Origin of the sequence: Roseicyclus persicicus, from assembly GCF_012395815.1 — a bacterium.
GTDB lineage: Bacteria > Pseudomonadota > Alphaproteobacteria > Rhodobacterales > Rhodobacteraceae > Roseicyclus > Roseicyclus persicicus.
This window is the reverse complement of record NZ_JAAZQQ010000002.1, coordinates 796,153-809,663: the sequence shown is the minus strand read 5'-3', so window position 1 is coordinate 809,663 and position 13,511 is coordinate 796,153. Positions and strand designations below refer to the sequence as shown.

The window sequence follows — 13,511 nt, the reverse complement described above, 5'->3', positions numbered from 1 at the left end:
TGGAGGCTCCGGTGGAGCCTCCAAGGTCCGAACGGGCGGAGCCCCGGGACAGGACCGGAGCGCCCGCTCGTTGACAGGGACCATCACGCAGGTGTGAGCGTCCGCAGGGTTCCCTTTCCCGCGCGCGGCGGGCCAGTCTTGCGGCCCGCGCGCGCGGCCCGCGCCTGCGCACCGTTCATGAAGGGACAATCGCATGACACGCCTGTTCGCGGCCGCCACCCTGGCGGCCGGCCTCGCCTTTCCCGCGGCGGCCGAGACCTTCCGCTGGTCCTCGACCACCGACCCCTCGACGATGGACCCGCACGCGGTGTCGTCGACGCCGGTGCTGGGCTTCCTGACCAATGTCTACGAGGGGCTGGTGCGGCGCGGCCGCGACATGACGATCGAGCCCGCGCTCGCCACCCGGTGGGAACCGCTGCCCGACGGCGCGGGCTGGCGGTTCTACCTGCGCGAGGGCGTCACCTTCCACGACGGCGCGGCCTTCACCGCCGAGGACGTGCGCTTCAGCTACGAGCGCGCGGCCAGCGAGGCCTCCGACGTGCGCAGCTGGTTCGCCCCCGTCAGCGACCTTGTGGTGGTCGACGACTACACCGTCGACATCCTGACCAGCACGCCGCAGCCGATCTTTCCCGACTCCATCGCCAACTGGATGATGATGGACAGCGGCTGGGCCGAGGCCAACGGGGCCGTCGCCGTCGCCCGCGACGCCGAGAACTTCGCCACGCTGAACGCCAACGGCACCGGCGCCTTCCGCCTGGTGTCGCGCCAGCCCGACCTGGAAACGGTGCTGGAGCCCTTCGCCGGCTGGTGGGGCGAGGTCGAGCACACGGTCACGCGCGCCGTCTTCACCCCGATCCAGAACCCCGCGACGGCGGTGGCCGCGCTCCTGTCGGGCGAGATCGACATGATCAACCCGGTCCCGGTGCAGGACGCCGAGCGCATCGACGCGGCCGACGGCACCACGGTGCTGCGCGGGATCGAGACGCGGGTCATCATGCTGGGCTTTGCCCATGACCATGCCGAGCTGCAGGGCGGCGGCGACAACCCGTTCAGCGACGTCCGCGTGCGCCGCGCGGTGGCCCACGCCGTCAACGTGCCCGCGATCCTGCAGACGATCATGCGCGGCTCGGCCGAACCGGCCAGCCAGCTCGTGCCGCCCTCCGCCCGCGGCTTCAGCCCCGCGCTCGACAGCCGGCCGGCCTACGACCCCGAGGCGGCCCGCGCGCTGCTGGCCGAGGCGGGCTATCCCGACGGTTTCGCCTTCTCGCTGTCCTGCACCAACGACCGCTACATCAACGACGAACAGGTCTGCCAGGCGGTGACGGGGATGCTGGCGCAGGTCGGCATGACCGCCACGCTCGAGGCGATGCCGGTCTCGAACTACTGGCCGGAACTGCGGGCGGACAACTTCGACATGTACCTGCTGGGCTGGTCGCCGGGCACCTTCGACGCCGAGCACCCGCTGCGGTTCCTCGTGCACACGGCGGGCGACCGGCTCGGCACCTGGAACTTCGGCGGCTACACCAACCCCCGCATCGACGAGCTGCTGCCGATGATCCAGTCCGAGATCGACGACACCGCCCGGCAGGCGATGCTCGACGAGGCCGCGGCCACCGTGCAGGACGACATGGTCTACGTGCCGCTCTACGTGGAGCCGCTCCTGTGGGGCCTGCGCGACGGGATCGAGGTGACCCAGCGGCCCGACAACTTCTTCGTGCTGCGCTGGGTGAACCACCGCTAGGCCCCGCGCTTTCCAACCTGCCGCCCAAGGCGGCGCGGCGCCCGCCCGGCGCCGCGCCCTGCATCGCCCGGGGGCGGCGGACGCCCGCGCCGCGCCGCCCCCGGCCTCCAAGGCTTGACGGGCGGCGGCGCAGCGGGCAGTCCTGACCCTCGCGAACAGGGATGCCAGGCACATGCTCAGCTATATCTTCCGCCGAATACTCCAGTCGGTGCTCGTGCTGCTCGTGGTGGGGCTTGTCGCCTTCGCCATGTTCCGCTTCGTCGGCGACCCGGTCGAGACGATGCTGGGCCAGGAGCGCACCGTCGAGGACATCGAACGCCTGCGCGAGAACCTCGGGCTGAACGACCCGTTCTTCGTGCAGTACTGGAATTTCCTCGTCCGCGCCGTGCAGGGCGATCTCGGCATCTCCTACAGGCAGGGCCGGCCGGTGGCCGAGATCATCGCCGAACGCCTGCCCGCCACGCTGGAGCTGGCCGCGGTCTCGGGCCTGTTCGCGCTGGTCTTCGGGATCGTCTTCGGCGTCTTCACCGCGATCCGGCGCGACGGCTGGGCGGCCAACGCGATCATGACCCTCAGCCTGATCGGGGTGTCGCTGCCGACCTTCCTGATCGGCATCCTGCTGATCTACGTCTTCGCGGTGGAACTGTCCTGGCTCCCCTCCTTCGGGCGCGGGGAGGTCGTCCAGCTCGGGGGCTGGTCCACCGGCTTCCTGACGCAATCGGGCCTGATCGCGCTGATCCTGCCGTCGATCACGCTGGGGCTGTACCAGATGACGCTGATCATGCGGCTGGTGCGGTCCGAGATGCTGGAAGTGCTGCGGCAGGACTACATCCGCTTCGCCCGCGCGCGCGGGCTGTCGCAGAAGGCGATCAACTTCCGCCACGCGCTGAAGAACACGCTGGTGCCCGTCATCACCGTGACGGGTCTGCAGCTGGGGTCGATCATCGCCTTCGCCATCATCACCGAAACCGTGTTCCAGTGGCCGGGCGTCGGCCTTCTGTTCATCAACGCGATCCAGTTCGTCGACATCCCCGTGATGGCCGCCTACCTGATGCTGATCTCGGTCATGTTCGTGGGCATCAACCTGATCGTCGACCTTCTGTACGTCGCCATCGACCCGCGGCTGAGGAGCTGAGGCCATGACCGACACGCCCACCCCCGTGACCCGCCCCCGCTCGCGCCTGTCGCTCGCCTGGGACAGCGACGTCGCCCATTCCTTCCGCCGCTCGCCGGTGGCGATGGTCTCGGCGGCGGTGACGGTCCTCTTGATCCTGTCGGCGGTGTTCGCGCCGCTGATCGCGCCGCACGACCCGTTCAACCCCGCCACGCTGAACCTGATGAACGGCTTCACGCCGCCGAACGCGCCCAACATGTTCACCGGCGAAAGCTTCCTGATGGGCACCGACGACCAGGGGCGGGACGTGTTCTCGACCATCCTCTACGGGCTTCGGATCTCGCTGTTCGTGGGCTTCGCCGCGGTCGGCTTCGCCATGGTGCTGGGGATCACCCTGGGCCTGATCGCGGGCTATGTCGGCGGGCTGGTCGAGACGATCATCATGCGCGTCGCGGACGTGCAGCTGACCTTTCCGGCGATCCTTGTGGCCATGCTGATCTTCGGCATCGCCAAGGGGATCACGCCGCCCGAATACCGCAACGACGTGGCGATCTGGGTGCTGATCATCGCCATCGGCCTGTCGGACTGGGTGCAGTTCGCCCGCGTGGTGCGCGGCGCGACGCTGGTCGAGAAATCCAAGGAATACGTGGCCGCCGCCCGGCTGATCGGGCGCTCGCCCGCCGCGATCATGCTGCGCCACATCCTGCCCAACGTGCTGTCGCCGGTGCTGGTCATCGCCACCATCTCGCTGGCGCTGGCCATCATCGCCGAGGCGACGCTGTCCTTCCTCGGGGTGGGCGCGCCGCCGACCGAGCCGTCGCTCGGCACGCTCATCCGCATCGGGCAAGGCTACCTGTTCTCGGGCGAGTGGTGGATCCTGTTCTTCCCCGCCTGCACGCTGCTCGCGCTGGCGCTCGCCGTGAACCTGCTCGGCGACTGGCTGCGCGACGCGCTGAACCCGAGGCTGCGCTGATGGCTTTGCTTGAAATCGAGAACCTGACGGTCGAGTTCCCGACGCGGCGCAAGACCTTCGTCGCGGTCAAGGACGCGCATCTGACGGTGGAGCCGGGGCAGATCCATGGCCTTGTCGGCGAGAGCGGCGCGGGGAAATCCACCATCGGGGCCGCGGTCATGGGCCTTCTCGATCCGCCGGGGCGGATCTCGGCGGGGCTGATCCGGTTCCGCGGGCAGGAGATCTCGGGGCTGGATGCGGCCGCGATGCAGGCGCTGCGGGGCAGGAAGATCTCGATGATCTTCCAGGATCCGCTGACCTCGCTGAACCCGCTGTTCACGGTGAAGCAGCAGCTGGTCGAGACGATCCAGGCGCACCTCGGGCTGTCCGAGGCCGAGGCGGGCGCGCGGGCCGTGGCGCTGATCGAGCGGGTGGGCATCCCCGACGCCGCGAACCGGGTGAACCAGTACCCGCACCAGTTCTCGGGCGGGATGCGGCAGCGGGTGGTGATCGCGCTGGCGCTGTGTTCGGAGCCCGACGTGATCATCGCGGACGAGCCGACGACGGCGCTCGACGTGTCGATCCAGGCGCAGATCCTGGAGCTGATCAAGGAACTGGCGCGCGAGCGGCAGGTGGGCGTGATCCTGATCACCCACGACATGGGCGTGATCGCCGACACCACCGACGTGGTGACGGTGATGTACCAGGGCGAGGTGGTGGAAAGCGGCCCGACCGCGCAGGTGCTGGGCCGGCCCGAGCACCCCTACACCAAGTCGCTGATCGCCGCCGTGCCACGGCCGACGGTCAAGCTGCACCGCTTCCCGCTGATCGCCTATGGCGGGCGCGTGACGGGCTTCGCCATCGAGGATCTCGCGCGCAGCTGGCCCAAGAGCGAGGCCGCGCGGGGCACGCCCCTGATCGAGGCGGAGGGGCTGACCAAGCGCTTCGTGTCGAAGCGGGCGCTGTTGCCGTCGAACCGGGAGTATTTCACCGCCGTGGACGGGGCGAGCTTCGAGATCCGGCAGGGCGAGGTGTTCGGGCTGGTGGGCGAGAGCGGCTCGGGCAAGTCGACCATCGCGCGGATGATCGCGGGGCTCTATGCCGTCGACGGGGGCAGCGTGCGCTTTGGCGGCCGCGACGTGACCGCGACGGCGCGGGGCGTGCCCGACTGGTACCGGCGCGAGATCCAGATGATCTTCCAGGACCCCTATTCCTCGCTGAACCCCCGGATGCGTGTGGACGAGATCGTGGGCGAACCCGCGAAGCACCACGGCATCCTGAAGGGCGCGGCGCTGAAGGCGCGGGTGGCGGAATTGCTCGACCGGGTGGGGCTCGGGGCCGAGGCGGGGCTGAAGTACCCGCACGAGTTCTCGGGCGGGCAGAGGCAGCGGATCTCGATCGCCCGCGCGCTGGCGACCCAGCCGCGGTTCCTGATCTGCGACGAGCCGACCTCCGCGCTCGACGTGTCGATCCAGGCGCAGATCCTGAACATTCTCAAGGATCTGCAGGAGCATCTTAACCTGACCATGCTGTTCATCTCGCACGACCTGCCGGTGGTGCGGCAGATGTGCGACCGGGTCGGCGTGATGAAGAACGGGCAGCTGGTGGAGGTCGCCGACACCGAGACGCTGTTCGCCGAGCCGCAGCATCCCTACACGCGCGAGCTGTTGTCGCTGATGCCGCGGCTGGACGGGCTGAGCGACGAGGGGCTGGCGGTGGCCTGAGGGGTTTCGCCTGCTTGCGCAGGCGACCCGTGCGAGGGGGCTGTCTGCCCCCTCGCGCTCCCCCGAGAGTATTTCGGAAGCAAAGATGGGAGGGGTTGCGGCCCGATGCCGGCCGGACCAGTCTGGCGGCGTCCGAGGAGGAGGAGCCGCCATGCCGCAACCCGATCACGTCTCATTCTACGACCTGCCCGATCCCGCAGACCTCGACGAGGACATGCGGCGGTATTTCGAGATCTGCGAGGAAAAGCTGGGGATGGTGCCGAACGTGTTGCGCACGTTTTCACGCAACCAGGACAAGCTCCGGGCCTTTGCGCAATACTACAACACGTTGATGCTGGCGCCCTCGGGCCTGTCCAAGCTGGAGCGCGAGATGGTGGCGGTGGTGGTGTCGTCGGCGAACCGCTGTTTCTACTGCCTCGTGGCGCATGGGCAGGCGGTGCGGAAGCTCTCGGGCGAACCGCAACTGGGCGAGATGCTGGTGATGAACTACCGGGTGGCGCCGCTGGAGGCGCGGCAGCGGGCGATGCTGGATTTCGCCTGGAAGCTGACCACCGCGCCCTGGGAGGTGGACGAGCCGGACCGGCAGGCGCTGCGGGAGGCGGGGCTGAGCGAGGGGGAGATCTTCGACCTCGCCGACGTGATCGGGTTCTTCAACATGTCGAACCGCTTTGCCATCGCGTCGGACATGATGCCGAACCCCGAGTATCACGGGATGGATCGCTGAGGGATTTCAGCGGGTTCCGCAGCGATCCTCATGTGAAACCTTAATCCCCGAGCTCCCGCGCACCGCCCAGCGTGCCGGGGCCGACGATGCCGTCGATGGCGCCCTGGTAAAGACCGCGGGCCTGCAGGATCAGCTGGAACTCGATCGCCGTCTGGCGGTCCCAGCCGGGGGGACGCGGGCCGCCCGCGGCGCGGAGGTCGTCGACATCGACCTCGCCGGTTTCCAGCGCGGCGACATAGCCCTGCGCGGCGGCGACCGGGTCGGCGGGGGCGCCGAGGCCCTGTTCGCGCAGGTAGGCCAGCGCCGCGATGGCGGGCGGGTGGCCGGCCTCGGCGGCGACGCGGGTCCAGCGCAGGCGCGAGGGGGCGTTGGGCGGCACGCCCTCGGCGCCATCGGCGTAGAGCCGGGCGAGCGCGAGCGCCGCGTCCATGTTGCCCGCGCGGGCGGCGGCGGCCAGGAGCGGCACGGCGGCGCGCGGGTCGGGGATGCCGAGGGCCGCGTCGCTGCCCCCCGGCACGCCCTCGCCGGTCAGGTAGGTCTGGGCGAGGTTGACCTGCGCGAAGTGGTAGCCCTGGTCGGCGGCGGCGCGGAACAGGCGGATCATCTCGGCCGGGTCGCGCGACACGCCGCGGCCGAGGCGGTACATGAAGGCGAGCGTCGCGGTGCCGGCGGGGTCGTCCAGATCGGTCGCGGCGCGGTAGGCGGCGATGGCGCGGTCGAGGTCGGGGCGGATCGGGCCGATGCCGAAGTTGTAGTAGTCGCCGAGGCGGGTGTGGGCGGCGCCGATGCCGGCGGCGGCGGCACGCTCGTAGAGGGCGACGGCCTCGCGGTGCTGGCCGCGGGCCTGGGCCACGGTGGCGAGGTGGAAGAGCGGCCCGCCGGCCTCGGGGGCCAGTTCGGCCGCCTCCTCGCAGGCGGCCAGCGCGGTGCGGAGCCGGTCGAAGACGGCGCGCTGGGCGGCCTCGCTGACCGGCACCCCGGCCGAGGCGGGGCCGGCGGCGTCCATGCAGGCGGCGACGGCGGCCTCGGCGCGGGCGCGGGCGGCGCGCTCCTCCGCCAGCCGGGCGAGTTCGGCGGCGATGGCATCGCGGCGGGCGGCTTCGGCGGCCTCGGCTTCGGCCGCGGCGGCGGCCTGGGCGGCGGCGCCCGAGGCGGCGGCGGCGGCGGCCTCGGCGGCCAGACGGGCGGCCTCGCGCTCGGCGGCGAGGCGGGCGATCTCGGCGGCGATGGCGGCGCGGCGGGCCTGCTCGGCGGCCTCGGCCTCGGCCAGCGCGGTGGCCTGGGCCGCAGCGGCGGCCGCGGCCGCGGCGGCGGCGGCCTCGGGGGTCACGGCGGGCTCGGCCGCGGGGGCGGGCGTCTCGGCGGCGACCTGCGCCTGCAGGGGGGCGAGTGGCGCGAGGACAAGGCCGGCGGCAAGGCCGAGGGGGCGCAGGCGGGGCAGCGGCAGGGCGAGGGGCGGCACGGCAAAATCCTTGGGCTGCAAACGGATAGCGGCAGGATAGCCGCGCGGGAGGCCGGCTGTCGAGGGCGGTGCACGGCAGAAAGCGCTGGCTTTGGCCTGCGCGCTGGTGCAGGGTCTGGCGCGATTGAAAACGCAGGGAAAAACCGAAGGGAGCCCGCCCTGAATGCGTCGCAGGATCCGATGACCGGGGCAAGCCCGGTGGCGCCCGGGCCGGCGGCGGGGGGCCGGGTGCTGGTCGTCGACCTCGACGGCACGCTCCTGCGCTCGGACATGCTGCACGAATGTTTCTGGAACGCGCTGTCGCGCAACCCCCGCGTGCTGGCAGGCAGCGTGGCGGCGCTGCGGGGCGGGCGGGCGGCGCTGAAGGACTGGCTCGCGGCGCGCTGCGACATCCCGGTGGCCACCCTGCCCTACGACCCCCGCGTGATCGCGCGGGTCGAGGCGTGGCGGGCCGCCGGCGGGCGCACGGCGCTGGTGACGGCGACCGAGGCGCGCATCGCGCGGGCCATCGCCGACCACCTCGGCCTGTTCGACGAGGTGCACGGGACGGCGGAGGGGGTGAACCTCAAGGGCGCGGCCAAGGCCGATTTCCTGACGCGGACCTACGGCGCGCGGGGCTTCGACTACATCGGCGACAGCGCGGCGGACCTGGCCGTCTGGGACGTCGCGGAGGGCGCGGTGAGCGTCGGCGCCGCGCCGCGGGTGCGGGCGGCGCTCGACCGGCGCGCGGGCGCGCGGGCGGAGCACCTGCCGCCGCTGGCGCCCGCCGGCCCCGCGATCCGCCGGGCGCTGCGGCCGCAGCAGTGGCTGAAGAACCTGCTGGTCTTCGTGCCGATGCTGGCGAACCTGCACGTCGACCCCGCGGCGCTGCTCGCGGCGGTCGGGGCCTTCGTCGCGCTGAGCCTGACGGCGTCCTCGGGCTACGTGCTGAACGACCTGCTCGACCTGACCGACGACCGCAGCCACCCGCGCAAGCGCCTGCGCCCGTTCGCGCAAGGATCCCTGTCGGCGGCGACGGGAACCTGGCTGTTCCCCGTGCTGCTGGCGGCGGGGCTGGCCGTGGCGCTGGCGGTGGGGCCGCTGCTGTTCGCCGTGGTGGCGCTCTATTTCGTGGCGACGATGGCCTATTCGGTCAGCCTGAAGCGGCACACGATGGTCGACATCTGCATGTTGGCCACGCTGTTCACCCTGCGCATCATCGCGGGCGGCGTGGCGATCGGGCTGGAACTGTCGGTGTGGCTGTTGGCCGTCTCGATGTTCCTGTTCTTCGCGCTGGCGGCCGTGAAGCGGCTGGCGGAACTGACCGACCTGCAGGCCGCGGGCCGCGACGTGTCGCGGCGCGGCTACCGGGTCGAGGACCGGGGGGTGTTGAGCCAGATGGCGGTCGCCTCGGGCTACCTCGCGGTGCTGGTGCTGGCGCTCTACATCGACGAGCCGGGCGTGCAGGAGAAATTCGGCGCGCCCTGGATGCTGTGGGGGGTGTGCCCGCTCCTGATCTTCTGGATCAGCCGGATGGTGATGCTGGCCGCGCGCGGCGAGATGCAGGACGACCCGATGGTCTGGGCGCTGGAGACGCCGACCAGCCGCAAGGTGCTGGTGCTGATCGCGGTTTTCGTCGTGCTGGCGGTGGTGCTGTGAGCGGCCCGCCGCGGGGGCCCGTGCTGGCGCTGCGCTACGCGGGGTTCGCCGTGGTGGCGACGCTGGCCAACCTGGGCGCGCAACGGGCGGTGCTGGCGCTGGGCGACCGCGAGGCGGCGGCGGTCTTCGCCGTGGCGATGGTGACGGGCACGCTGGTGGGGCTGGTGGTGAAATACCTGCTCGACAAGCGCTGGATCTTCTACGACCGCACCGCGGGCGTGGCCGCGCAGGGGCGGCAGTTCGCGCTCTACACGCTGATGGGGGTGGCGACGACGGCGATCTTCTGGGTGACGGAAACCGCCTTCTGGCTGACCTGGCGCACCGACGCGGCGCGCGAGGCCGGGGCGGTGATCGGGCTGACCATCGGTTATGTCACGAAATACCTGCTCGACCGGCGCTTCGTCTTCCGCGAGGGCGGCGCGGCATGACGCGGCTGGCGGGATGGGGCCGGTTCCGGCCGGTCGAGGCGCGGGTGGCGCGGATGCGGTCGGAGGCCGACGTGGCGGTGGCGCTGGCGGCGGGCGGGCCGGTGATCGCGCGCGGGAACGGGCGCGCCTATGGCGACAGCGCGGTGAGCCCCGGCGTCACGCTCGACATGCGGGGGATGGACCGGATGCTGGCCTTCGACCCCGCGACCGGCGTGCTTGTGGCCGAGGCCGGGGTGCTCCTGTCCGAGATCATCGCCTGCCTGTTGCCGCGGGGCTGGTTCCCGTCGGTCACGCCGGGCACGCGCTATGTCACGCTGGGCGGCGCCATCGCGGCGGATGTGCACGGCAAGAACCACCATGTCGACGGGGGCTTCGGCGCCTTCGTCGACTGGGTCGAGGTGATGGGGCCGGACGGCCGCGTCACCCGCGCCGAGGCGGGGAGCGATCTGTTTTCCTGGACCGTGGGCGGCATGGGCCTGACCGGCGTGATCCTGCGGGCCGCAATCCGTCTGAGGCGGGTCGAGACGGGCTGGATCTGCCAGGAGACGCGGGCGACCGCGGGCCTCGACGAGGCCATCGACGTCTTCGAGGGCGCGATGGACGCGCCCTATTCGGTGGCCTGGATCGACTGCGTGACCGAGGGGCCGCATCTGGGCCGCAGCCTTGTCATGCTCGGCCGGCACGCGGGTGTCGGCGACCTGCCGGCGGCGCGGCGGCGCGATCCGTTCGGGGTGCCGCGCAAGCGCCGGCTGACCGTGCCGCTGGACCTGCCGGGTCTGGCGCTGAACCGCTGGACCGTGGGCGCCTTCAACGCGGCCTACTATCGCCTCGGCGCGCGCAAGCCGGGCCCGGCGCTGGTGCCCTGGGACAGCTATTTCTACCCGCTCGACGCCATCGGCGACTGGAACCGGATCTACGGCCGGCGCGGCTTCGTGCAGTTCCAGTGCGTGCTGCCCGAGGACAGCGCGCGGCGCGGGCTGCACCGGCTGGTCGAGGTGATCGCCGCCTCGGGCCAGGGCTCGTTCCTGTCGGTGCTGAAGCGCTTCGGGCCGCAGGACAGCCGCTTCGCTTTTCCCCGCGCGGGCTACACGCTCGCGCTCGATTTCCCAGCCCATGACGGGAGCCTAGACCTGATGCAGACACTGGACCGGATCACGCTGGAGCACGGCGGGCGCTTCTACCTCGCCAAGGACGCGCGGATGCCGCGCGCGGTGCTGGAGGCCGCCGACGACCGCGTGGCGGCCTTCCGCGCGATGCGGGCGGCGACGGGCGCGGCGGGGCGCTTCGTGTCGCTGCAGTCGGAAAGGCTGGGCCTGTGAGCGGGCGGGTGCAGGGGCCGGTCCTGATCCTCGGGGCCACGTCGGACATGGCGCGCGCCATCGCGCGGGACTTCGCGGCGCGGGGCTGCGACATCCAGCTGGCGGCGCGCGAGCCTGAGCGGCTCGAGGCCGACCGGGCGGATCTCGTGACGCGCTACGGCGTGGGTGTCACGCTGCACGCGGTGGACGCGCTGGACGTCGACAGCCACGCGGGATTCGTGGCGGGTCTGCCCGCCCTGCCCCGCGTCGCGGTCTCGGCCATCGGGCTGATGGGCGAGCAGGCGGAAAACGCCGCCGACATGACCAGGGCCGCCACCATCCTGCGCGCGAATTTCGAGGGGCCGGCGAGCCTCATGGGTGTTCTGGCCAACGCGATGGAGGCCCGCGGGTCGGGCACGCTGGTCGGGATCAGCTCGGTCGCGGGCGAGCGCGGGCGCGCGTCGAACTACGTCTACGGCAGCGCCAAGGCGGGGTTCACGGCCTACCTGTCGGGGCTGAGGAACCGGCTGGCCAAGAAGGGCGTGCATGTGGTGACGGTGCTGCCGGGCTTCGTGGCGACCAGGATGACCGAGGGCATGGACCTGCCCGCGCGGCTGGTCGCCCAGCCCGAGGAGGTGGGCGCGGCGGTGCTGGCCGCCGTCGAAAAGGGGCGCGACGTGATCTACGTGCGGCCGGTCTGGCGGCTGATCATGGCCATCATCCGGGCCCTGCCCGAGCGGGTGTTCAAGAAGACCTCGATCTGAGCCCGTGCCCCGCCCGGGCGGGCCGGTTTCCGCGCAGGACCCCGCCGTTCTGGCGGATTTCCGCCGGAATCCGGGGGGCACCGGGTGAATGGCTTTGCGGATTATTGTGATCTTTACCGGTTCCGCGTACCCAAGGTTCCCATGAATGGGACAGTGTTGGCGCAGCCTCAGGCGCGCAGTTCGGGCCGTATCTCCCGCATGATCGAAACGCCGAATGCCGTGATCGCGGCTCTGGTGCTGTCGACCTGCGTGGCGGCCATATCGGGATACGCCGTGGTGACGGCAGCCTGGCCGCACCTGCTGCGGCCGGAGGCGGGGGCCGAGCTGGCCGCCGTCGATGCCCCCGTCCGGCCGATGCCGCGCCCCGCGGCGGCGATGCGCCCGGCCCTGCCGGTGGCGCCCGACGGGGCGACCGCGACGCTGGGCTTCGCCGATCCGGGCCTCGCCCGCCGCGCCCCCGACGCGCTGGCCGAGGCGACGGTGCAGGACCCGCCGCGGCTGGCCGCGCCGGTCCGCGTGATCGCGGGCCGCCCGGCGGTGCTGCCGTCCCCGCGCCCCGAGGCCGGCAGCGGCCTTGTGACCCTCGCCCGCAGCCTGACGCCGGCCCGCGCCCTCGGCCTGCCCGGCCCGACCGCCCGGCCCGCGGGGCTGGGCGCAGCCCCGGCCCCGGCGCCCGTCGCGGTGGCCGACGCCGCCGCCGCGCGCCCGGCGCAGCGCCCGGTGACCCTGTCCACCCGCGCCCCCGCCCCCGAGGAGGCCGGGATCGTGCTCGCCGCCGCCAGCCCCGACGCGGCCGAACCCCGCGTCTCCCCCCGCCTGTCTGACCCGGTACCGCCGCGCGCCGGCGCCAACCCCTGCTCGTCGCGCCTGTCGCGGGAGATCCCGCGCCGGCCCGGCAACGCCCGCGGCGGCGCGGCCGTGATGGCCGCCGTCGGCAACGGCTCGGGCTCGGGCCGCGACGACGCGCTGGTGGCCGAGGCGCTGCGCGGCAACATCCCCGATTTCCTGCGCGACCTGCAGCCGGTGCGCTTCACCGGGCTGGTCGGCGGGCGCCAGACCGAGATCACGCTCTGCGTGACGCCCGACTACCTGGCCATCGGCTCGGACGCCGACCACGTGCGGGTGCCGCTGGGCCTGCCCGCCGCGCTCCGCGTGGCCGATGCCTTCGACATGATGCTGCCGACGACGCGCATGGTCGACGCGATCTACGCGCAGGCCGACGTGCGCGTCGCGCCCTCGCCGATGCCGCCGACCTCGGCGATGTCCTCGACCGACTACTTCCTGCGCCACGACGCGACGGTGGACGCCCAGTTCGCCCGCGCCGGCGCCCGGCCCGGCCTGCTGGTAGCCGGCCACAAGAAGGACGTGGTCATCGCCAACCGGCTGGCGAACGCGCCGGGGCGCGTGGCGATCTACGGCTGGCACCGCACCAACGGCAGCCCGATCCAGCCCCTGTCGACCGTGCACGGCGAATACTACGCCGACTACAGCCACGGCATCCGGCTGGTGGCGCGCACGGCCTATGTCGACGGGCGCGCGGTGGACCTGCGGGGCCTGCTGACCGACGGGCAGTATGCCGGGCTTCTCAACAGCGACGGGCCGCTCAACGGCCCGACGGTGCGGCTGGCCTCCCTGCGCTGACGGCGCGGCGCCACGGTCTTGCAAG

General features: G+C 72.3%; 11 protein-coding genes. 10 read left to right on the top strand and 1 reads right to left on the bottom strand.

What is annotated here, in order from left to right:
- Positions 1 to 193 precede the first annotated feature (193 nt).
- The 5 genes from HCU73_RS09415 (at position 194) to HCU73_RS09395 (ending at position 6,255) form a co-directional block, all read left to right on the top strand.
- The gene (locus HCU73_RS09415) at positions 194 to 1,741 is read left to right on the top strand and encodes an ABC transporter substrate-binding protein (RefSeq protein WP_168623149.1); all 1,548 of its coding nucleotides are present in this window, start codon (positions 194 to 196) and stop codon (positions 1,739 to 1,741) included.
- 172 nt (positions 1,742 to 1,913) lie between these two features.
- Positions 1,914 to 2,876 (top strand): ABC transporter permease, encoded by a 963-nt coding sequence (locus tag HCU73_RS09410; protein ID WP_168623148.1) that lies wholly within the window; start codon positions 1,914 to 1,916, stop codon positions 2,874 to 2,876.
- A gap of 4 nt (positions 2,877 to 2,880) precedes the next feature.
- Entirely contained in the window at positions 2,881 to 3,828 is a 948-nt protein-coding gene (locus HCU73_RS09405; protein WP_168623147.1) for an ABC transporter permease, read from the top strand.
- Positions 3,828 to 5,531, top strand: a complete 1,704-nt coding sequence (locus HCU73_RS09400; protein WP_168623146.1) for an ABC transporter ATP-binding protein — start codon at positions 3,828 to 3,830, stop codon at positions 5,529 to 5,531. The genes HCU73_RS09405 and HCU73_RS09400 overlap by 1 nt, the downstream gene beginning before the upstream one ends.
- Before the next feature lie 151 nt (positions 5,532 to 5,682).
- Entirely contained in the window at positions 5,683 to 6,255 is a 573-nt protein-coding gene (locus HCU73_RS09395) for a peroxidase-related enzyme (RefSeq protein ID WP_168623145.1), read from the top strand.
- A gap of 40 nt (positions 6,256 to 6,295) precedes the next feature.
- Here HCU73_RS09395 and HCU73_RS09390 read toward each other — a convergent pair whose 3' ends face one another.
- Complete coding sequence (locus HCU73_RS09390) at positions 6,296 to 7,717, bottom strand: tetratricopeptide repeat protein (RefSeq protein WP_168623144.1); 1,422 nt, start codon at positions 7,715 to 7,717, stop codon at positions 6,296 to 6,298.
- 180 nt (positions 7,718 to 7,897) lie between these two features.
- Between HCU73_RS09390 and HCU73_RS09385 the strand changes: the two genes are divergently transcribed.
- The 5 genes from HCU73_RS09385 to HCU73_RS09365 all read left to right on the top strand — a co-directional run bounded on the left by HCU73_RS09385 (position 7,898) and on the right by HCU73_RS09365 (position 13,486).
- On the top strand, positions 7,898 to 9,355 hold the full coding sequence (locus HCU73_RS09385) for a UbiA family prenyltransferase (RefSeq protein WP_168623143.1): 1,458 nt from the start codon (positions 7,898 to 7,900) through the stop codon (positions 9,353 to 9,355).
- On the top strand, positions 9,352 to 9,783 hold the full coding sequence (locus HCU73_RS09380) for a GtrA family protein (RefSeq protein WP_338052052.1): 432 nt from the start codon (positions 9,352 to 9,354) through the stop codon (positions 9,781 to 9,783). The genes HCU73_RS09385 and HCU73_RS09380 overlap by 4 nt, the downstream gene beginning before the upstream one ends.
- Positions 9,780 to 11,102 (top strand): FAD-binding oxidoreductase, encoded by a 1,323-nt coding sequence (locus HCU73_RS09375; RefSeq protein WP_168623142.1) that lies wholly within the window; start codon positions 9,780 to 9,782, stop codon positions 11,100 to 11,102. Before HCU73_RS09380 ends, HCU73_RS09375 begins: the two co-directional genes overlap by 4 nt.
- Positions 11,099 to 11,845 (top strand): SDR family oxidoreductase, encoded by a 747-nt coding sequence (locus tag HCU73_RS09370; protein WP_338052051.1) that lies wholly within the window; start codon positions 11,099 to 11,101, stop codon positions 11,843 to 11,845. Before HCU73_RS09375 ends, HCU73_RS09370 begins: the two co-directional genes overlap by 4 nt.
- Positions 11,846 to 12,043: 198 nt before the next feature.
- A complete protein-coding gene (locus tag HCU73_RS09365) occupies positions 12,044 to 13,486 on the top strand; it encodes a hypothetical protein (protein WP_168623141.1) in 1,443 nt (480 codons plus the stop codon).
- The last annotated feature ends 25 nt before the right edge of the window (positions 13,487 to 13,511 follow it).

Coding starts and splice junctions, on each gene's coding strand:
- HCU73_RS09385 (WP_168623143.1), top strand. CDS start 7,898: ATGACCGGGGCAAGCCCGGTGGCGCCCGGGCCGGCGGCGGGGGGCCGG.
- HCU73_RS09365 (WP_168623141.1), top strand. CDS start 12,044: ATGATCGAAACGCCGAATGCCGTGATCGCGGCTCTGGTGCTGTCGACC.
- HCU73_RS09375 (WP_168623142.1), top strand. CDS start 9,780: ATGACGCGGCTGGCGGGATGGGGCCGGTTCCGGCCGGTCGAGGCGCGG.
- HCU73_RS09410 (WP_168623148.1), top strand. CDS start 1,914: ATGCTCAGCTATATCTTCCGCCGAATACTCCAGTCGGTGCTCGTGCTG.
- HCU73_RS09395 (WP_168623145.1), top strand. CDS start 5,683: ATGCCGCAACCCGATCACGTCTCATTCTACGACCTGCCCGATCCCGCA.
- HCU73_RS09405 (WP_168623147.1), top strand. CDS start 2,881: ATGACCGACACGCCCACCCCCGTGACCCGCCCCCGCTCGCGCCTGTCG.
- HCU73_RS09415 (WP_168623149.1), top strand. CDS start 194: ATGACACGCCTGTTCGCGGCCGCCACCCTGGCGGCCGGCCTCGCCTTT.
- HCU73_RS09400 (WP_168623146.1), top strand. CDS start 3,828: ATGGCTTTGCTTGAAATCGAGAACCTGACGGTCGAGTTCCCGACGCGG.